The 20,756-nt window shown below is 67.2% G+C and carries 14 protein-coding genes; 11 read left to right on the top strand and 3 right to left on the bottom strand.

Annotated features, from left to right (window positions below):
• Positions 1–69: 69 nt before the first annotated feature.
• Both J3476_RS07020 and J3476_RS07015 read left to right on the top strand, forming a co-directional pair.
• Positions 70–1,986, top strand: coding sequence for an ABC transporter ATP-binding protein (locus tag J3476_RS07020; protein WP_286182698.1), 1,917 nt, complete (start codon positions 70–72; stop codon positions 1,984–1,986).
• Positions 1,983–3,833, top strand: a complete 1,851-nt coding sequence (locus J3476_RS07015) for an ABC transporter ATP-binding protein (protein ID WP_286182694.1) — start codon at positions 1,983–1,985, stop codon at positions 3,831–3,833. The genes J3476_RS07020 and J3476_RS07015 overlap by 4 nt, the downstream gene beginning before the upstream one ends.
• A gap of 174 nt (positions 3,834–4,007) precedes the next feature.
• Here the strand turns inward: J3476_RS07015 and J3476_RS07010 are convergent, their stop codons facing one another.
• On the bottom strand, positions 4,008–4,484 hold the full coding sequence (locus tag J3476_RS07010; protein ID WP_207065767.1) for a LysR family transcriptional regulator substrate-binding protein: 477 nt from the start codon (positions 4,482–4,484) through the stop codon (positions 4,008–4,010).
• A 269-nt stretch (positions 4,485–4,753) separates the two neighbouring features.
• Between J3476_RS07010 and J3476_RS07005 the strand changes: the two genes are divergently transcribed.
• Positions 4,754–5,815, top strand: coding sequence for a molybdopterin-dependent oxidoreductase (locus J3476_RS07005; RefSeq protein WP_207065809.1), 1,062 nt, complete (start codon positions 4,754–4,756; stop codon positions 5,813–5,815).
• Entirely contained in the window at positions 5,812–6,231 is a 420-nt protein-coding gene (locus J3476_RS07000; RefSeq protein ID WP_207065766.1) for a hypothetical protein, read from the top strand. The genes J3476_RS07005 and J3476_RS07000 overlap by 4 nt, the downstream gene beginning before the upstream one ends.
• Before the next feature lie 28 nt (positions 6,232–6,259).
• Here the strand turns inward: J3476_RS07000 and J3476_RS06995 are convergent, their stop codons facing one another.
• Positions 6,260–7,120 carry a LuxR C-terminal-related transcriptional regulator gene (locus tag J3476_RS06995; RefSeq protein ID WP_207065765.1) on the bottom strand — a complete coding sequence of 287 codons (861 nt, stop codon included), beginning with the start codon at positions 7,118–7,120 and terminating at the stop codon, positions 6,260–6,262.
• A gap of 50 nt (positions 7,121–7,170) precedes the next feature.
• On the opposite strand from J3476_RS06995, the gene J3476_RS06990 reads away from it, so the two are divergent.
• Both J3476_RS06990 and J3476_RS06985 read left to right on the top strand, forming a co-directional pair.
• The gene (locus tag J3476_RS06990) at positions 7,171–8,886 is read left to right on the top strand and encodes an AMP-binding protein (protein WP_207065764.1); all 1,716 of its coding nucleotides are present in this window, start codon (positions 7,171–7,173) and stop codon (positions 8,884–8,886) included.
• Complete coding sequence (locus J3476_RS06985) at positions 8,886–10,508, top strand: AMP-binding protein (protein ID WP_207065763.1); 1,623 nt, start codon at positions 8,886–8,888, stop codon at positions 10,506–10,508. The genes J3476_RS06990 and J3476_RS06985 overlap by 1 nt, the downstream gene beginning before the upstream one ends.
• 2 nt (positions 10,509–10,510) lie before the next feature.
• Here J3476_RS06985 and J3476_RS06980 read toward each other — a convergent pair whose 3' ends face one another.
• Positions 10,511–11,614 (bottom strand): epoxide hydrolase family protein, encoded by a 1,104-nt coding sequence (locus tag J3476_RS06980; protein ID WP_207065762.1) that lies wholly within the window; start codon positions 11,612–11,614, stop codon positions 10,511–10,513.
• 62 nt (positions 11,615–11,676) lie between these two features.
• On the opposite strand from J3476_RS06980, the gene J3476_RS06975 reads away from it, so the two are divergent.
• From J3476_RS06975 to J3476_RS06955, 5 genes are all read left to right on the top strand, one after another.
• On the top strand, positions 11,677–12,093 hold the full coding sequence (locus J3476_RS06975; protein WP_373889037.1) for a hypothetical protein: 417 nt from the start codon (positions 11,677–11,679) through the stop codon (positions 12,091–12,093).
• Positions 12,094–12,214: 121 nt separating this feature from the next.
• On the top strand, positions 12,215–17,167 hold the full coding sequence (locus J3476_RS06970; RefSeq protein ID WP_207065760.1) for an Ig-like domain-containing protein: 4,953 nt from the start codon (positions 12,215–12,217) through the stop codon (positions 17,165–17,167).
• Between the two features lie 122 nt (positions 17,168–17,289).
• Positions 17,290–17,940 (top strand): ATP-binding cassette domain-containing protein, encoded by a 651-nt coding sequence (locus J3476_RS06965; RefSeq protein ID WP_207065808.1) that lies wholly within the window; start codon positions 17,290–17,292, stop codon positions 17,938–17,940.
• 2 nt (positions 17,941–17,942) lie between these two features.
• Positions 17,943–19,949: a YhgE/Pip domain-containing protein gene (locus J3476_RS06960; RefSeq protein ID WP_286182693.1), complete on the top strand. Its 2,007-nt coding sequence runs from the start codon at positions 17,943–17,945 to the stop codon at positions 19,947–19,949.
• 105 nt (positions 19,950–20,054) lie between these two features.
• Positions 20,055–20,750: a ZIP family metal transporter gene (locus tag J3476_RS06955; RefSeq protein WP_207065759.1), complete on the top strand. Its 696-nt coding sequence runs from the start codon at positions 20,055–20,057 to the stop codon at positions 20,748–20,750.
• The last annotated feature ends 6 nt before the right edge of the window (positions 20,751–20,756 follow it).

Below are 20,756 nucleotides of genomic sequence, written 5' to 3'. Positions count from 1 at the left end.
GCGCTGAACAAAGCGCCTGCGATCGCACCGCCACCGCGACGAGCCCGTCCCAGCTCCGACCTGTGGCGGATGCTGCCGTACCTGATGCCCTACCGGGTGCGCTGGATCGCGATGTTGCTGACCGCGCTTGCCAGCCTGGGCGCGACGATCTCGATCCCGCTGATGACCAAGGCCGTCATCGACGGCCCCGTGCGCCATCAGGACCAGCAGGGACTGTGGTTGCTGGGCGCGGCCGCCATGGGGGTGGGCATCACCGAGGCGGTGTTGTGGTTCATCCGCCGCTGGCTGGTGTCGCGAGCCACCATGGGTGTCGAGGCCGACATCCGCAAAGACCTGTACGCGCGTCTGCAGATCCTGCCCATGTCGTTTCACGGTCGCTGGCAGTCCGGGCAGCTGCTGTCGCGGATCATGAACGACCTGGGCACCATCCGCCGGTTCATGTCCTTCGGGCTGACGTTCCTGTTGCTCAACATCCTGCAGATCACCGTCATCACCACGATCCTGCTGGTGATGTACTGGCCGCTGGGCGTCGTGGTCGCGGTGTCCATCGTGCCGATCACGCTCACGGTGCTGCACTTCCAGCAGGAGTACACCCGCCTGTCCCGGCAGGCGCAGGACCAGGCGGGCCATGTCGCCACGCACGTCGAGGAGTCTGCGCTCGGGCTGCGGGTCATCAAGTCGTTCGGCCGCGAGGATTACGCCTACGACCGTTTCGACCGGCAGCTGACCGACCTCTACGAAACCCAGCTCGGCCGGGTGTCGGTGTCGGCGAAGTTCTGGACGCTGCTGGAGATCATCCCGAACCTGACACTGATCGTGGTGCTCGGCTTCGGCGCATACGCCGCCGGCAACGGCTCGGTCACGCTGGGCACGCTGGTCGCCTTCATCACGATGATGCTGTCGCTGGTGTGGCCGATCGCCTCGCTGGGTTTCCTGCTGTCGATGACCCAGGAGTCGTTCACTGCGGCCAACCGCATCGCCGAGATCTTCGACGCGCCGCGTGACATCACCGACGGACCGCTTGACCAGGCGCCGCGCGGGGGCCGTCTGGAGTTGGTCGACGTGGGCTTCCGGTTCCCTGACGACGCCCCGTTGGCCCCGTCCGGCGGGCCGGACAGTGTGGCCCCGTCCGGCGGGCCGGACAGTGATAGCGGCGCGTCGCAGGAATGGGCCCTTCGCCACGTCAACCTCACCGTCGAGCCGGGCGAGACGTTGGCCCTGGTCGGCGCCACCGGTTCGGGGAAGTCGGTGTTGGTCGGGCTGATGTCGCGCCTCTACGACGTCTCCGAGGGCCAGATCCGCATCGACGGCACGGACGTCCGCGAGCTGACGCTGGATGCGCTGCGGCAGACGGTGGCCACCGCCTTCGAGGACCCGACGTTGTTCTCCATGTCGGTCGCCGAGAACCTCGCGCTGGGCCGCCCCGATGCCGGCGACGCCGAGCTGCGCCGAGCCATCGAGGTCGCAGCGGCGCAATTCGTCTACGACTTGCCGTTCGGCCTGCAGACCCGCATCGGGGAGCAGGGCATGAGCCTGTCCGGCGGTCAGCGGCAACGCCTTTCGCTGGCGCGGGCGATTCTGGCGGCGCCCAAGATCCTCGTACTCGACGACACGCTGTCGGCGTTGGACGTACACACCGAGGCCGTGGTCGAGGCGGCGCTGCGGCGCGTGCTGGAGTCGGTGACCGGCGTCGTGGTGGCCAACCGCGCATCGACGGTGCTGCTCGCCGACCGGGTCGCGCTGCTGCAGCACGGCACCATCACCCATGTCGGCACCCACGCCGAACTGCTCGCCCAGGTACCCGAATACCGGTACCTGTTGGCCGCGGACGATGAACTCGACGACGGTGCCGAACGCGACTGCGAATGGTCCGACGAGCGCTGGCCCGAGGACCGCACCAGCATCGACCGGCTGCGGATGTTCGAGCCGGACGACGGTGACGACGGCAACCGGCTCGAGCACGAGATCCTGGAGCGGCGGCCGTGACCACCAGTGAGAAACGTTCGCGCGACGAGCGAACCGACGTGTCGGACTGGCGCGGGAAGTTCACCGAGCAGGCCGACCTTCCGATCGACGAGACGAAGCCCCGTCGACGGGAGGCGCGGGCGCTGCTGGGTTCACTGCTGCGACCGTACAAGTGGACGGTCGCGCTGCTGGCCGTCATCGTGGTGGTGGAAAACGCTGCCCGGCTGTCGGTTCCGATCCTGGTGCAGCGCGGCATCGATCACGGTATCCCGCCGCTGGTCGAGGGTGGTTCGGCGCGCACGCTGCTGACCATCGTCGCAGCACTCGGGGTCGTGGTCGTCGTGCAGGCCACCAGCCGGATGGTGTTCCTGCGTCGATCCGGTCGAACCGGTCAGAAGGTCCTGCTCGAGCTGCGCCGGCGGCTGTTCCGGCATTTCGGCCGACTCGACGTGGCCTTCCACGATCGCTACACGTCCGGGAGGGTCGTCAGCCGCTCGACCAATGACGTCGAAGCCATCCAGGACATGCTCGAAACAGGCTTCGACAGTCTGATCACCGCGGTGCTGACGCTGTTCGGCACGGCAATACTGTTGCTGACCCTCGACGTGAAGTTGGGGCTGATGTGCCTGGTCGCGTTCCCGGTGCTGGTCGTGCTGGTGGCGTGGTTCCATCGCGAATCGTCGAAGACCTACCGCGAGGTGCGCGAGATCGCCGCGCTGGTCATCGTGCAGTTCGTCGAAACGATGACCGGCATCAAGGCTGTGCAGGCCTACCGGCGGGAACCGCGCAACCAGGAGATCTTCGAAGACGTCGCCGACCGGTACCGGGTGATCAACGAGCGCACGTTCCGGCTGCTGGCGGTGTTCATGCCGGGCGTCAAACTGGTCGGCAACATCACCACCGGCGTGGTGCTGCTCTACGGCGGCTACCGGGTGTTGAACGGCGAAATGACGATCGGCACGTTGACCGCGTTCCTGCTGTATCTGCGGATGTTCTTCGAACCCATGCAGGAGATCTCGCAGTTTTTCAACACGTTCCAGTCGGCGGCATCCGCGCTGGAGAAACTGGCGGGTGTGCTGGCGCAGCAGCCGGCCATCGACGACCCGCGCGAACCCCGCCGGCTCGACGCGGTGCGCGGTGAGATCGCCTTGGCGGATGTGCGATTCGAGTACGTCGCGGGCCGGCCGGTGTTGCCCGGCCTGGATCTGACGGTGCCGGCAGGGCAGACGGTGGCGCTGGTGGGGACGACCGGTGCCGGCAAGACCACGATCGCCAAACTCGTCACGCGCTTTTACGACCCGACGGCGGGGTCGGTGACGCTCGACGGAGTGGATCTGCGCGACGTCGCACAGGCTGAGCTGCGTCACCATGTGGTGATGGTGACCCAGGAGAACTTCATGTTCGGCGGGACGATCGCCGACAACATCAGGTTCGGCCGTCCCGACGCGACCGACGACGAGGTGCGCGACGCGGCACGGGCCGTCGGCGCCGACGCCTTCATCGAGGCCCTGCCGGAGGGTTACGCCACCGATGTCGCCAAGCGGGGTGGACGGCTCTCGGCAGGGCAGCGCCAGCTCGTCGCGTTCGCCCGGGCGTTCCTGGCCGATCCTGCGGTGTTGATCCTCGACGAGGCCACATCGTCGCTGGACATTCCCAGCGAACGGATGGTGCAACGGGCCCTGGAGACGGTGCTGGCCGACCGGACCGCGCTGGTGATCGCGCACCGGTTGTCGACGGTGCAGATCGCCGACCGGGTATTGGTGCTCGAGCACGGCCGCATCATCGAGGATGGCTCGCCCGCCGAGTTGATCGCCGCGAACGGCAGTTACGCGAAGCTGCACCAGGCGTGGCAGGAGGCGCTGGCATGACGAGCGGGACGGATGCTGCCCACTACCCTGACGCCGAGAGTGCACCCGGGTTGCCACGGCGAGCTGCGAGCGCCAGGGAGTGCACCCGCGCGTGGCCACGCACGCTTGTGTCCCCGAGCGGCGAGAAAGATTGACGCGCCCACGCGCTGCCGGCGGCCCCACCGAGGTGGGCGGTCAGGCCTCCGGCGATTCGATGTATCGCACTTCCGGCATGTCGTCCGAACGAAAGCTCGCGATGGTTTCTCGCGCCAGCCGTGCCAGTTCCTTGGTCGCGGGGGACAAGATCGCCGACTCTTTTTGGATCAGGGCGACGGTGTCGTAGAGCGGCTCTGAGAACGGCAGGTACTTCACGCCCGGCGGCGCGATCGGCGAGACAGACACTGCCTTCGAGACGAATGTCTCTCCTGCTCCCGCGGCAACGAGATCCAGTGCCGTGTCCACTTGCTCCACTTCGATCGTCGGATTCAGCTCGAGACCTTGGAGCAGCGCGCGCTCGGCGAGTTGTCGGCGGGTGGGGTCGCGCCATCCCGCGTGGGCGTCGTACAGGATCAGCTTCGCGGCAGCGAGTTCGTCAATGGAGACGGCATCAGTGCGCCAGGCCTGAGAAGTCGCGAACATCACCTCGTCCTTGAACAGCGGTGTCACTTTCACGTAGATCCTTATTCCTTGCCGAAGCGGCATTTCTGTACTAGACAGTACACAGAATGTATTGATCGGTACATTTCGCATCAGGTGCGAAGCCAGCTGCGTGAGAGGTGTCCCGCTGACGCAGTTTTCGAACTGCAGGAGAACGACATGGAAATGAGAACCGATTTACGTCCCGCGCGGCCGTCACGGTTCACCGGGGCGGGTCCGCGGTGACCGTACGCGAACCCAGGTTCTCTGAACTTCGCAGTACGGCTGTGACGGTCCGAGTGGGCATGTGGCTCGGCATCGCCGTTGCGGTGTGCATCGTGACGGGGTTGATCAGTCACTTCATCCAGCATCCGCAGCCGTGGTTCTGGTGGCCGACGCGGCCGGTGTGGCTCTACCGCTTCACTCAGGGTCTTCACGTGATCAGCGGTATCGCGGCGATACCGCTTCTGGTGGTCAAACTCTGGTCGGTCTGGCCGAAACTGTTCGAGCGCCCCCTGATCGGCGGCCCCGCCCGGCAGTTGGAGCGGTTGTCGATCCTCGTTCTCGTCGCTGCACTGACCTTCCAGTTGGTCACCGGGTTGCTCAACATCGCGCAGTGGTACGTGTTCGGGTTCTTCTTCACGACGGCGCATTACGCGATGTCCTATGTGGCTGCGGGTGCAGTGATCGTCCACATCGGCGTGAAGCTCCCGGTGATCAGACGTGCTCTCGGCGAACCGATCGGAGACGTCGCCGACGGTGGGACCGTGGGTCCGTCAAGGAGGACCGTGCTGGTGGGAGCGGGTCTTGCCGTCGGTGTCGCCACCCTGGCCACGGCGGGTCAGACGGTCCCGTGGCTGCGTCGATTCGCGGTCCTGGCTCCCAGGTCAGGAGAAGGGCCGCAAGGTGTTCCGGTCAATCGGTCAGCTGCGGCCGCAGGGGTGCTTCGGTCCGCACGCGCCCCCGACTACACGCTCAGTGTCGTGAACGGTGAAAGAGCCCGGCAATTCACGCTTGCCGAACTGCAGGCCATGCCGCAGGCAACTCACCGACTTCCTATTGCGTGCGTAGAAGGTTGGAGTGCCGATGCCGAATGGACTGGCGTCGTTCTCGCAGATCTCGTCGCTGCCGTGGGCGGATCCGAGGACGCAGACGTCCGGATGATCTCGCTGGAACCACCTGGGCCCTACTCTCGGACCGCGTTGCCGGCTCGGCACGCTCGAGACTCGAGAACTCTGATCGCGTTGCAGATCAACGGCGAAGACCTCGACATCGACCATGGCTACCCATGCCGGCTCATCGCTCCGACACGCCCTGGCGTTCTGCAGACGAAGTGGCTCTCTCGGATCGAGGTGGTGGGACGGTGACCGCCTCCAGAATTCTGCTGGTCGTGGCGGGGCTCGCAGCGGCCGCCTACGGTGCCGTGCTGGTTCTTGATCTGCCGGGAAGAACGATTGCGTTGATCGCGGTGTGGGCGGGAGGCGGCGTCATCGTTCACGACTTCGTCTTCGCGCCGCTCAGTGCAGTACTCGGATACACGGGACGCCGGCTGGTCAAAGGGAGCTGGTGGGCACCCATCGCCGTCGCTGCTCTGTGTTCGGCGACCCTGATATTTCTTGCGGTGCCGGTCTTCGACACGCCCGGCGCCAAGCCTGACAACCCGACCGTCCTGGATCGTGATTATCCAATGGGTTTGATGATCTCTTTGCTGATCATCTGGGCCTGCGTGCCGCTCTATCAGGTGGGTGCCGCCCTGATGCAGCGGCGCCGGGCGAACAACTGATAAGGATCTCGGCCAGTGGCGGTTTACCTCACGGCAGCAGCCCGGCACGCCGCGCCTTGGACACCGCTTCATGACGGGTGTGTGCCCCGAGCTTGGTCGCCGCGCTGCGCAGGTAGCTCTTCACCGTCTCGGCTTTCAGCGACAGCCGCTGCGCTGCTTCGGCATTCGTGCATCCGAGGGCGATCTCGGCCAGCACGTCGAGCTCGCGCACGGTCAACACCGCCCCGGTCGGCGCGGTCTCACCGGCCAGTGCAGCGGCGAGTTGGCCGGCCAGGTCGCGGAGCTGTTGCTGCAGAGCGGGCGTGGCGTCGGCGGCGAGGCTGCGCAGCCCGGCATGGACCTCACGGATCTGTTCCACGCCGATCGGATGAGCGCCGGCCGGGCCCCGGGCGTCGGCGAGTCGCAGTCGTCGGTCCACCTCGTCGCGGATGCGCAATTCGTCGCCCAGTGCGCGGGCCGAGGTGATCATCAGGTCGGCGGCACGACCGCTGAACGGCGCCGACGAGCGGTAGGCGCCGTAGAGCATGGCCCGGGTCTGCCCGTCCACCAGCACGGGCACCGCGAGTACCGCGCGGATCCCTTCGGAGAGCACCGGCCGGTCGTAGTCGTGGGTGATGGTGACCGCGCGTCGGTAGTCGGCCACCGACATCGGCCGGGCCGCCACCATGCTGGCTCCACCGAGCCCCGAACTCGACCGCACCGCCAGACCCCGCAGGTTCTGGGTGCGGGTGCCGACGAACTCGCTGAGCAGCAGCGTGTCGCCGTGGACCTCACCGCCGAACAGCACCGGAACGTCGCCCTCGGTGGCCACCGCGCGCAGCGTCGCCCGCAGCGCGTCGGCGTCGCGGGGGCGCAGCAGGGACCGAGGCGTCGGGGTCACGGGGCTCACCCACTTTCGGGGGTAGTGGACCGACCGGTGTGACCTAGATCCTATTAGCCATGTCGAACACGGACAGATATCGCACCGCGCGCGACCAGCTCGTCGACCTCATCACCGACTACGACAAGGCCGTGGCCACGTTCCAGTGGCCCGAAGTCACCGGGCAGTTCAACTGGGCGACCGACTGGTTCGACGTGATCGCAGGTCAAGACCGCTCCGGCGGCGACATCAGCTACCGCAACCACCGCACCGCGCTGTGGATCGTCGAGCAGGACGGTACCGAGCAGAAGGTGACGTTCGCGCAGATGGCGCGGCGCTCCGATCAGGTCGCGACGTGGCTGCGGGGGTTGGGGGTCGGCAAGGGCGACCGCGTCATCTTGATGCTCGGCAACCAGGTGGAGTTGTGGGAGTCGATGCTGGCGGTGTCGAAGCTGGGCGCGGTGATCCTGCCGACCACGGCCGCGCTCGGCCCGGACGACATCGCCGACCGCCTGGCCCGCGGCGGCGCCCGTTTCGTCATCGCCAACGCGTCGGACATCGGCAAGTTCGATGGCCTCGACGCCGAGTTCACCGGCGTCGCGGTTGGGGGTCCGGCCGCGGGTTGGCGTGCCTACGCCGACGCCGAGGCTGTCGAGTCCACCGCCCCGTTCGAACCCGGCACCGCGGTCGACGACCCGCTGCTCGTCTACTTCACCTCCGGGACCACCAGCCACCCCAAGCTGGTTCAGCACTCCCAGGTCAGCTATCCCGTCGGGCACCTGTCGACGATGGCGTGGATCGGGGTGCGTCCCGGGGACGTGCACCTGGCCATCAGCTCGCCCGGCTGGGCCAAGCACGCGTGGAGCTGCTTCTTCGCCCCGTGGATCGCCGAGGCCACCATCTTCGTGTACAACTACGCCCGCTTCGATGCCGCAGCCCTGCTCGAGCAGATCCGCCGCGCCGGCGTCAGTACGTTCTGTGCCCCGCCGACCGTGTGGCGGATGCTGATCCAGGCTGAGCTGGGGGAGCGGCCGCCGGAGCTGCGCGAGATCCTCGGTGCCGGTGAACCGCTGAACCCCGATGTCATCGCCCAGGTACAACGCGCGTGGGGGTTGACCATCCGCGACGGCTTCGGCCAGACCGAGACCACCCTGCAGATCGGCAACACGCCAGGTCAGCCGGTCAAGGCCGGTTCCATGGGACGACCGATGCCCGGCGTGCCGGTGGTGCTGATCGATCCGGTGACCGGCGGGGCGGCCGACGAGGGCGAGATCTGCCTGGATCTGTGTGCCCGCCCGCTGAACCTGATGACCGGTTACGTCGACGACGAGCAGCGCAACGGCCACGTCATGCGCGACGGCTACTACCACACCGGCGACGTCGCCAGCCGGGACGAGGACGGCTACATCACCTACATCGGCCGCACCGACGACGTCTTCAAATCATCGGACTACAAGGTGTCGCCGTTCGAACTGGAAAGCGTGTTGATCGAGCACCCCGCGGTGGTGGAGGCGGCCGTGGTACCCCAACCCGACGACATGCGGCTGTCGGTACCCAAGGCGTATGTGACGCTGGCCGAGGGCTGGGCTCCCGACGCCGACACGGCCCGGGAGATCCTGCTGCACAGCCGCGAGCATCTCGCGCCGTATCTGAAGGTCCGGCGTGTCGAATTCGCCGAACTTCCGAAGACGATCTCGGGAAAGATCCGTCGTGTGGACCTGCGCCGTCGCGAGGAGGAGGCGCACCGCACCGGCACGCCGCTGCCTGCCGAGTACCGCTACGAGGAGCTGCTGTGATGACCTCGACGAAGTCCTACGATGCCGGCCCGACCGACATCCCGATCCTCGAGGAGACGATCGGGGCGAACTTCGAGCGCACCGCCGCCGCGCATTCGCACGTCGACGTCCTCGTCGAGGTCACAACCGGCCGTTGCTGGACGTACTCGGAACTCGACGACGAAATCAACACGCTGGCGCGAGGTTTGATGGCTGCGGGACTGGCGGTGGGGGACCGGATCGGCATCTGGGCGCCCAATTGCGCCGAATGGGTGCTCGTCCAGTTCGCCGCCGCGAAGATCGGGGCGATCCTGGTCAACATCAACCCGGCATACCGGACCCACGAGTTGGCCTATGTTCTCGAGCAGTCGGGTCTGCGAATGCTGGTCTCGGCGACGTCGTTCAAGTCCTCGGACTACGTGGCGATGGTCGGGGAGATCAGGCCCGAGGCCTCGGCGCTGCAGCAGGTGGTCTTCCTGGGTACCGACGACTGGGACCGACTGCGCGAGTCCGCGGCACAAATCAGCGTCGAGCAGTTGGCGGCTCGCCAGGCGGGACTGTCCAACACCGACCCGATCAACATCCAGTACACCTCGGGGACAACGGGTTTCCCGAAGGGGGCGACGCTGTCGCACCGCAACATCCTCAACAACGGCTACTTCGTCACCGGGCAGATCGGCCTCGGACCCGGCGACCGGCTGTGCATCCCTGTGCCGTTCTACCACTGCTTCGGCATGGTGATGGGCAACCTGGGCTGCACGACGCACGGCGCGACGATCGTGATCCCCGCTCCCGGGTTCGATCCGGGGCACACGCTCGCTGCGATCGAATCGCAGAGCTGCACAGCTGTTTACGGTGTCCCGACGATGTTCATCGCGATGCAGAACCATCCCGACTTCGCCGCCCGTGACCTGTCGTCACTGCGCACCGGCATCATGGCCGGCGCGGTGTGCCCGGTCGAGGTGATGAAGCGGTGCATCGAGGACATGCACATGGCCGAGGTGGCGATCGCGTACGGCATGACCGAGACGTCACCGGTGTCCTGCCAGACCCTGATCGACGACGACCTGGAGAGGCGGACCGCATCCATCGGCCGGGCCCACCCCCACGTAGAGATCAAGATCGTCGACCCGGATACCGGCGAGACCGTCGACCGGGGTGAGCCCGGCGAGTTCTGCACCCGCGGGTACTCGGTGATGCTCGGCTACTGGCGCGAAGACGACAAGACGGCCCAGGCCATCGATTCCGACGGGTGGATGCACACCGGGGATCTGGCGGTCATGAGGCCCGACGGCTACTGCAACGTGGTCGGGCGCATCAAAGACATGATCATCCGCGGGGGAGAGAACATCTACCCCCGCGAGATCGAGGAGTTCCTCTACACCCATCCCGACATCGAGGATGCCCAGGTGATCGGGGTGCCCGACGACACCTACGGCGAGGAGGTGTGCGCATGGATACGGATGAAGGCGAACCGCGAGCCGCTGGATGCCGCAGCGCTACGTGCCTTCGCCTCGGGACGGTTGGCGCACTACAAGATTCCGCGCTATGTACACCTGGTCGATGAGTTCCCGATGACGGTCACCGGCAAGATCCGTAAGGTGGACATGCGCGAGGAGAGCGCCCGGTTGTTCGGGTTGTGAGCTCAGCGGTGTTCGTTGAAGAACGCGGCGACGTCGTCGACGAACAGCTCGGGCTGCTCGAACGCGGCGAAGTGCCCGCCGCGCGGCATGGTGGTCCACCGGGTGATGGTGTAGTTGTCCTCGCACCAGTGCCGCGGTGCGCGCAGCACCTCCCTCGGGAACGCGGCCACCCCGGTGGGTAGCGTCACCGGGCCACCGCCGCCGAAGCTGCCGAAGCTCTCCCAGTACAGCCGCGCCGAGGACGCCCCGCAACCGTTCAGCCAGTACAGCATCACGTTGTCGAGCAGCTCGTCTTTGGTGAGCACGTTCTCGGGGTGGCCGTCGCAGTCCATCCACGACCAGAACTTCTCCACGATCCACGCCATCTGCCCGACAGGGGAGTCCACCAGTCCGTAGCCCAGCGTCTGCGGCCGGGTGGATTGCTGCTTCGAATAGCCCGAATCCCACTTTTGGTAGTAGTCAAGCCGCTCGAGGGCGGCCAATTCGTCGGGGCTGGGGTCACGCAGACCCTTGGGCGGCCGACCCAGCGGCATGTTGGTGTGGATGGCCACACAGTGACCACGGTTGCGACCGATCTGGGTGGTCACGGCGGCGCCCCAGTCCCCGCCCTGCGCGCCGTAGCGCTGATAACCCAGCCGTACCATCAGCTCGTCCCACGCCTGCGCGATGCGTTCCACACCCCAACCGGTGTGCGTCGGCTTGCCGGAGAAGCCATATCCGGGCAACGACGGGCACACCACGTGGAACCCGGCGGCGTTCAGCGGCTCGACCACTTTGTGGAACTCGACGACCGATCCGGGCCAGCCGTGGGTGATCAACAACGGGAACGCGTCATGCCGCGGCGCGCGCTGGTGGAGGAAATGGACGGGAAGTCCGTCGATGTTCGTGATGAACTGGTCGAACCGGTTCAGCGCGGCCTCGCGTGAGCGCCAGTCGTACTCATCGGCCCAGTACGTGGCCAGCTCACGGGTGTAGGCCAGCGGGATGCCCTGGCTCCAGTCGTCGACGCACTCCTGATCCGGCCACCGGGTGCGCGCGAGACGCTGTCGCAGGTCGGCGAGGTCGGCATCGGGGATGTCGATGCGAAAGGGCTGGATGTGGGCCATGCCACATCCTGGCATTTGGATAATCGGGAGACGTGTGGCCCCCTGCTGTCCTGGTGATCGCGATGACGACTCTGGCCGCCTGCATCCTGCTGGGCGGAGCTGTCTACGAGGCGCTGGTCGTCGATCCGTTCTGGCCCAAGCGGCCGGGCATCGTGCAGGCCCGCAACGGGGGGATCTCCCGGGTGCGTTTCTGGCGGCCCGCGCACCTCGCGTTCGAAGTGCTGCTCGCGGTGTCGCTGGTGGCCGCCTGGGGCGCCCCCGACGTCCGCGCCGCGCTGCTGGTGGCAGTGGCCGGTCACGTCGTCGTTCGAATCTGGTCGGCGGTCGACCTCACCCCGAAAGCACTTGCCTTCGAAACCACCGATCCTGCCGATGTGAACGAATCGGCGGCCGCACGGTGGGCGAGACGGAGCCTGCTGCGGCTGCCACTGCATGTGCTGACCTGCGCAGCAATGCTGAGCGCTCTCGCCCTGACCTGACGTCTCCGGGTCTTCGGACCTCAAATATGGCGAAATTTTCGGATGTTTCGTCGTTTCGCTTCCGATTTCGCACCCCCTACGTCTAGCCTGGCAAACTGCCACGATTGTTTGGGGGGACATCATGGGTTATTCGCGCTATGTCGGTCGGGTGGGTGCCTTGGCCATCGCGCTGGGAATCGGCACGGCAGTCGCGTCGACGTCTGGAATCGCCTGCGCTGAAACGGAAACAGGTTCGGCCGGCTCGTCGGTCGAACGGACGACAGCTGGAGCCGACGATTCGAACTATTCTGACTCCGGCCTCGACGCCGCCGATACGCAGTCGGTTGATGGTGACGAGTCAGCTGATGCCGGGGACGACCCCGGCCTCGATGAAGACGTTGATATCGACAGTGAATTCGACTCCGATGCCGACATTGCCGATGGGGACGAAGAAGACTCCGCTGCAGAAGAACTCGTCGGATTCGACAATCCCGAGGCTGAGCTCGTCGAACCGGTTGAGGATCGGAGCGAACGCTACGCCGCTGAGGCCGATCGAGTTTCGAGCACACCCGTGGAGCACCTCGAAGCAGTTCCGCCACGTCCGGAACCGGGCAGTGAGGTCGTCGACGATGTCCTCATCGACCTCGGAGACACCGAGCCGTTCACCGCGGATGATCCGATGATCAGCGCGGAAGCAACCGATCCCGGCATCGTCGAAGAGACGCGCCCTGTGTCGGCGCCTCCAACGGCGAGCACCGAACAGGCCGACCTGGCATCTATCGCATCACCCGTGATCTCGCCGTTCGACGCGTTCGGCACCGACATTCCGGCCGAATCGCCACTGCTGTGGGGCTTGTTGGCGTTCGCGCGTCGGCAGCTCGGACAGCGCGAAAAACCCGCACTCGAAGGGGCATTCGCTCCCGGGGCGTCGGCCATCGACGACAACAACGCCGCTCCGACCGGGTGGGCCTGGGTGGGTTCCCCAGGGTGGTTCACCGGCAAGGTGTCGGGACAGGTGTTCGGCTTCGATCGCGACTTCGACCGCGTGACCTACGCCGGGTCGACGAACACGGCCAAGGGCAGCGTGGTGGTCGATTCCCGCGGTCGCTTCACCTATACGCCGACGGATGCCGCACGTCACGCGGCGGCGAAGGACGGAGCCACCGAGGCGGACACGACTGATTCGTTCGTGGTCAGCATCGACGACGGCAACGGCGGGGTGACCGGGGTCGAAGTCACGGTCCGGATCCGTGCTGCCAACGACCGTCCCCGCTCGTCGGGCTCGGTAGGGCTGCCCGCGATGGACACCGGCGCGGTGACGGGGACGATCGTCACCCGCGACGCCGACGGGGACGTGCTCAGCTACCGGGTCACCGGCGTCGACAAGGGTGACGTGGTGTTCGGCGACGACGGCAGCTTCGTCTACACCCCGACTCCGCAGGCACGTGAGGACGCGGGTCAGCGGCCGGGATGGTCGTGGGACCGACGGGACACGTTCGCCGTCACCGTCGACGACGGGCACGGCGGCACCGACACCGTGCGGTTCACGGTGCAGATCGCCGCCCTCGACAATGCGGGGCCCGAGCTCGATGACGTCGTCCAGGGCGAGCCGAGCAGCTGGACGGCGACCGTGACCGGCCGTGTGCTCGCCACCGACGCCGACAACGATCGGCTCACCTACGCAGGGTCGACCGAGACCGACAAGGGCCGCGTCGTCGTGTACTCGTCGGGGCGCTTCAGCTACCGCCCGACTGCCGAAGCCCGCCACGCCGCCGCGGTCGAGGGCGCGGGCGCCGAGGCCACCACCGACAGCTTCAACGTGACCGTCACCGACGGATTCGGTGGCGCGTTGATCGTGCCCGTAACGGTGAACATCGCACCGCGCAACAGCGATCCACGCATCACCAGGGCGCGCGCCACCACACCGGATGAGAACAGCGGTGAAGTGACGGTGACGCTCACTGCCCGTGACTTCGACGGTGATGACCTGACCTTCAGTGCACCGGCTTCGACCGGCAAAGGCGCGCTGGTCGACAACGGGGACGGAACGTTCACCTACACGCCAACACTGGCCGCGCGGCTGGCCGCCGGCGCCGAAGATGCGCCGAACGCTGCCAAGACCGACGTGTTGACCTTCGCGGTCAGCGACGGACACGGCGGGACGGACAGTGCCAGTGTCACAGTGACCATCCTGCCCGCGGTCGGCAATGCCGCTCCGGTCGATGGCGAGTTCACCGCGTCCCCGCCGAACTCCGACGGCGTCGTCTCCGGTGTGGTGTCCGCCTCGGATCCCAACGGTGACGCGCTGACCTTCAGCGGGACGACGTCGACCGCCAAGGGGTCGGTGGTCGTCGACCCCGATGGTTCGTTCACCTACACCCCGGCCGCCGATGCCCGCCACGATGCCGCGGCGTCGGGTGCCTCGAGTGCCGACAAGCAGGACAGCTTCGATGTCACGGTGGTCGACGGCAACGGTGGCACCCTCGTTGTCGCTGTCACCGTCGCCGTGAGCCCTGCGAATGCCGCGCCGACCGCTTCCTATGCTGCCGGACAGCCGGATTCGGCTGACGGCGTGGTCGCCGGATTGGTGACGGGGTCCGATCCTGACGGCGACGCGGTGACCTTCACCGGACCGGTCACCTCCGCCAAGGGGGGCACGGTCGTGCTGAACAGTACAACGGGCCAGTTCAGCTACACCCCGACTCCGGCCGCGCGCGATGCCGCAGCGATGGCGGGCGCGACCGCGGCCGACAAGACCGACAGCTTTGCCGTCGTCGCGAGCGACGGTCACGGCGGCACCTCCACCGTCACGGTGTCGGTAGCGGTGCTGCCCGCACCGAACAGCGCTCCGAGCAACGGGAACGCCGTCGTCGGACAACCCGGAAACGCAGGCGTGGTGACCGGCACGGTGTCGGCGAGCGACGCCAACGGTGACACCTTGACCTTCGGCGGGTCCACGACGACGACGAAGGGATCGGTGGTGGTCAACGCCGACGGCAGCTTCGTCTACACACCCACCGAGGCGGCGCGGCACGCGGCGTCGGCCTCGGCCGCGTCGCCGTCGGACAAGCAGGACAGCTTCGATGTGACGGTGAGCGACGGCCGCGGCGGAACGCTGGCGGTCCCGGTCACCGTCACCATCGCCCCGAGCAACAGTGCGCCGGCCGCTACCTACACTGCGGGGCAGCCGAACACGGGCAGCGGCGTGGTCGCCGGCATCGTCTCCGGATCCGACCCCGACGGCGACGTGCTGTCCTACAGCGCGCCGGCCACGTCCGCCAAGGGCGGGGCCATCACGCTGAACACTGCGACGGGTCAGTTCAGCTACGTTCCGACCCAGGCGGCGCGAGACGCCGCGGCCGCACCGGATGCCACGGCGGCCGACAAGGTCGACACGTTCACCGTCACTGTCGACGACGCCCACGGCGGCGCCACTGCGTTGTCGGTGACCGTCGATGTCGCCCCCGCCTTCACGATCGACGGGACGCAGTTCCCCGGAGCTGCAGCGGGACCGGTTCAGTTCGCATCGGACGGCACCGGTTACCTGACGCTGTTCAACCAGAGCCCCGATGGGTCGCTGGACATGACCGTGGTGGTCATCCCGACGGCGGGGGCGCCGTTCGGGACCGATCCCATCCCGGGCTCCCTTCCCTTCGGCGCACCGATCCTGCGGCCCAGCGGCGATCTGTTCCTCGTCAACCTCGCCGGGCTGGCTGCGGGCACCGCGAAAACGGACATCTCGCTGGTTCGCTCGGATGGGTCGGTGACCACCCAGCAAGTCATGGGAAGCCCTTACACGGCACCGCAGTTCAGCCAGGACGGCACCGCATACCTGACGGTGCTCACCGTCGTCGACCGGGGTGACGGGACGGGTCCGGTACCGAGAATGTCCGTGGTCCGGGTGACCCCCGAGGGGCAATTCTCCACCCATGACACGGGGTTTGCCGCGGCTGCGGCCTACATTCCCCCGGGCTCGTCGCAGGCCTCGCCGAGTATCGTCGTCGGCCCGGACGGCACCGCGTATCAGGCGTTCATGGCGTCCACCGACCCCACGAGTGCGTTCTATCGTCTGGATCAGGTCGGCATCCTGGTGGTCCCGCGGAGCGGCGACTCGTTCGTGTCGACTGTGGTGCAGGGCTCGCCGTACGGTGCTGCGGCAGCGCTCGCCGACGGCACCGCCCGGTTGACGGTGAACACCTACGCCGAGGGGGCGGTGATGCTCGTTGTCGAGTCGGATGGAACCAGCCGGGTAATCGCCGTTGATGCTCTGCCGCTCGGCAAGCCGGCCATCGGTCAGCACGTCTCGTACCTGGTCGTCAGCGACGGAACCGTCGCCTCTTTGATCAGGATCGCCGCTGACGGAACGCAGTCCAGCACCGTCCTGGCGGGTGACCCGGTGCGGATTTACGACGTGCTGCAGCCGCAATCCCTCGTGGAGTCCTATGTGGCGGTCGGCCCGGATGACCGCGCGTACGTGCTGTTCGAAGGCGAACTGCGGGTCTACGGTCCGGCGGGAGTGGAGAGGGTGATTCCGGTCGACGGCCCACTCGGTGGGTTGCGGTTCGGCGCGGACGGCACCCCGTTCGGCGTGCTGGTGCACGAAGACTTCGACACGGCCGCGCTGGTCAACCTGTCCACTGGCATGGTCACGGATCCGATTCCGGTGGGCAGCGGGGGAACCGTCGTATTGGTGACCGGACCCGACAACTCGGCGGTTTTCGCTTCTGCCCTCACCGATTACGACACCGGGGCAACTGTCGGATCGGCCGTGGCGCTCATCGGCTCCTCCGTGGTCGACATTCCCCTCGGCGGCGGGCAGGTCAGTTCCGCGGTGTTCGGTCCCGACGGCCGCGCCTATGTGAACGCCGTGACGTACGAGGTCGACACCACCACGGGAACAGTCAACTCTGCGACAACCACCGTGTATGCCGTCAGCGCCGGCGGGGCAGCGGTGGTCTTCACCGGCGACGGCATCGGAAGCACCTCGATTCGTGACGGCAAGCTCTACCTCACGCTGACCGACGTCACGAACGCTCCCGACGTCGTCACCGTCATCCGTGAGCTGGACGTGTTCGGCCCGTCGACGGAGGTGTGACTTCGGCGTGGTTGTCGACGATCAACGACGACAACCACGCCGAAATCGCCAGGCGGCTGTGGTGGGATCAGGGGGTGACTGAGCCACACCCTGATCCGGCCATCACCGCGCGGGCCATCACGATGCGCGGACCGTGGGGTCCGGTCTACGGTCCGATCGACCTGAACGTCGAGTCCGGCGGGGTCACCGTCTTGGTGTGCCCACCCGGATCGGGGCGGACCGCACTGTTGATGACGCTGGCGGGCCGGATGCGCCCGGCATCCGGCGAGCTGACCGTCCTCGGCCGCAACCGGGTCCGCGACATCTTCGCCCATGCGGCGCTCGCGGGTGTCGACGAACTCGACACCGTCGCCGAGTCGGTCACGGTGCGTGACCTGATCACCGAACAGTTGCGCTGGGATGCCCCGTGGTACCGCCTCGTGCGCCGGGCCGACGCTGCCGACCTCGCCGACGTCTGCGCACGGGTGTTCGGTGACGTGCCGCTGCCACCGCTGACCGAGTACGTCGAGGAGCTCAGCGAACTCGACGGCCTGCTGCTGCGCATCGCGCTGGCCAACACCGGCCGGCCGCCCCTGCTGGTCGTCGGCAACCTCGAACAGGTCACCAGCGACCGCCACCGTGATGTGCTCGTCACCCGTCTCGTCGAACTCGGTCGCACCCAGACCGTCGTGACCGCCAGCGTCAACGGCGTCCCCGACCATCCGGTGCGCCACCTCGAGGTACCCAACGCATCGCGGACCGAGCTGGCCGGCGTGCAGAACGGCGGTGAGTGATCATGTTGGCCGGAATGTCGCTGGGCACCGATCTCAAGCGCTACTCGCGTGGCCTGATGCCCCGCATCGCGCTGATCACGATTATCGTGATGCCGCTGCTCTACGGGGCCATGTACCTGTGGGCGTTCTGGAACCCGTTCGCCGAGGTGAACAAGGTGCCGGTGGCGCTGGTCAACGAAGATCGCGGGGCGCAGGCACAGGGCCAGCCACTGCGGGCCGGCGACCAGGTGGCCCGGGCGCTGCTGGACTCCGGGCAGCTCGACCTCCATGAAATGTCCGCCCAGGATGCGGCGCAAGGAGTGGCCGACGGCGACTACTACTTCTCGATCACGCTGCCACCGGACTTCAGCGAGCGCGTGGCCTCACCGTCGGGTGGTCAGCCGCAGCAAGCCCAGTTGCGGTTCACGTTCAACGACGCGAACAACTACCTCGCCTCGGTGATCGGGCAGAACGCCGCACGCGAGGTGCTCAATCAGGTCAACGCCCGAATCGGTGAACAGACCGTCGGGACGGTGCTGACCGGCCTGACCGACGCCGGCGAGGGACTCGACCAGGCCGCCGACGGGGCCCGGCAGCTCGCCGACGGCCTGGGAACCGCCAACGACGGCGCGCAACGTCTCGCCGACGGTGCGCACGCGCTGTCGACCGGTCTCGACACCGCAAGTGCCGGTTCGGCGCAATTGGCCGCCGGCACCGAACAACTCGCCGCGTCGGTGGATACCGCCACCGGCCCGCTGCTCGAGGTGCTGGATCGGGTCGGCGAATTGAACCTGGACCCCACCGACGTCGCCGTCGCCGCCCAACACCTCTCGGGCGCGGTTCGTTCCACCACCGAGCGCGTCGCCGCGCTGAACGTCAACAGTGCGCAGGCAGCCGCCATCGTCGACCAGGCCGTGGGTTTCCTTCAGGCCAACCCTGATCCGGCCGTCCGCGACGCGGGCCACGCGCTGGCCGGTGCGCAGCGGCTGCTGCGCGCCCAGGGCATCGATCCCACGACCGACGAGGGGCTGGGCCGGCTCCGCGACAGCGCCGCCCAGCTCGAACACGAACTCGGCGACCCGAACAGCTCGCTGCGCGTGTTCCTCGCCAAAGCTCTCGACGGGGGGTTGCGCGCGGACGTCGCCCGGCTGCACGACGGGGTGGACGAGCTGAACGCCGGTGCCCAGCGGCTCAACGCGGGGCTGGTCCAGTTGGCCGACGGCGGCGACGAACTGGCGGCCGGGGCGAACCGACTCGCCGCCGGCACCGACCGTCTGCAGGCCGGCGGACAGGAGCTGGCGACCAAACTGCGAGAGGGCACCACGCTGATCCCGTCGTGGACCCCGCAGCAACGCACCGAGGTCGCCAAGACGATGGCTGCACCGGTCGGTCTGGACATCGTCAACACCAACCCGGCGGCGACCTTCGGCACCGGGTTCGCCCCGTTCTTCATGCCACTGGCGCTGTTCATCGGGGCGTTGATCATCTGGATGTTGTTGACGCCGTTGCAGTCCCGGCCGATCGTCAACGGTCTGGGCGCTCTGCGGGTGGTGTTGGCGTCCTATTGGCCCGGTCTTCTGGTGGCGGTGTGCCAGGTCGCGGTGATGTACGTCGTGGTGCACTTCGGCGTCGGGTTGAACGCCGAATATCCGCTGGCGACCGTGGCTTTCCTGGTTTTGGTGGCCGGCACGTTCCTGGCGATCATCCAGGCGTTCAACGCCCTGTTCGGCGTGGCCGTCGGCCGCGTTGTGACACTGGCCTTCCTGATGTTGCAGCTGGTTTCCGCCGGCGGCATCTATCCGGTCGAGACCACCGCGAAACCATTTCAGATCATGCACCCGTTCGACCCGATGACCTATGCGGTCAACGGGTTACGGCAGTTGACCGTCGGTGGGGTGGATTCCCGGCTGTGGGTCGCGATCGCGGTGCTGGCCGGGCTGATGGTGGCATCTTTGGCCGCCAGCGCCTGGGCGGCCCGGCGCAACCGGCAGTACACGATGGAACGGCTGCACCCGCCCATCGAGGTTTGAACGCTCGCGGGCTGGCAATGATTGTGTGGCACTGGCTCGCTCGGGTGGTGGGCAGAGACCGTACGACCCGTTCGGCGTTGACCGAAGCCGCTGAGGAGAAAATTGATGCTGACCCTCGCCGTCATCGTGGTGGTATCCGCGGCGTTGATCCTCGGAGCGTTGTGGGGGATCTATGGGTCTCTGCCTGAGGGGCTCGAAGGGTTCATCGTCGCGATGGCAGGCGGGGCGCTCATCGTGTCGGTCATCTTGGAGTTGGTGGAGCCGGCGACGGAACAGGCCCCGCTGTGGGCGGTGGCTCTGCTGGTCCTGACGGGGGCCGCCGTGTTCACCGTGCTGGATCACCTCGTCGACAAGAAGGAGGGATCCAACAACGGCGGCGGACTCCTGCTGGCCATCACGCTCGACGGTGTACCCGAGAATCTGGCCTTGGGGGTGGCGCTCATCGGCGCAGGTCCGCTGCAGGTCGCGGCGCTGTCCGGCTCCATCTTCCTGTCGAATCTGCCGGAAGCTGCCGGGGGAGCGAAGGGGATGGCGGCCAGTGGACGATCCAACGGCAAGGTGCTCGCATTGTGGGCTGGCACTGCCGCCATCCTGGCAGCAGCCGCGTTGGCAGGGAACCTGCTGCTTGCCGGGGTGCCGGACGTCGTGTTGGCGCTCATCAGGAGCCTGGCGGGCGGCGCGGTGGTGGCATCCCTGGCGACTGAGGTATTCCCGAAAGCCTTCAAGGACGGGTCCATGTCGGCCGGCGTCGCCGCCGCGATGGGCCTCGTATTGGCGCTCGCCCTGGATCAGCTCGGATGAGCGCTG

Origin of the sequence: Mycobacterium sp. PO1 (assembly GCF_017312405.1) — a bacterium.
Lineage (GTDB): Bacteria > Actinomycetota > Actinomycetes > Mycobacteriales > Mycobacteriaceae > Mycobacterium.
Note: the sequence above shows the minus strand (reverse complement) of the source record. Positions and strands in the feature narration are given on the sequence as shown.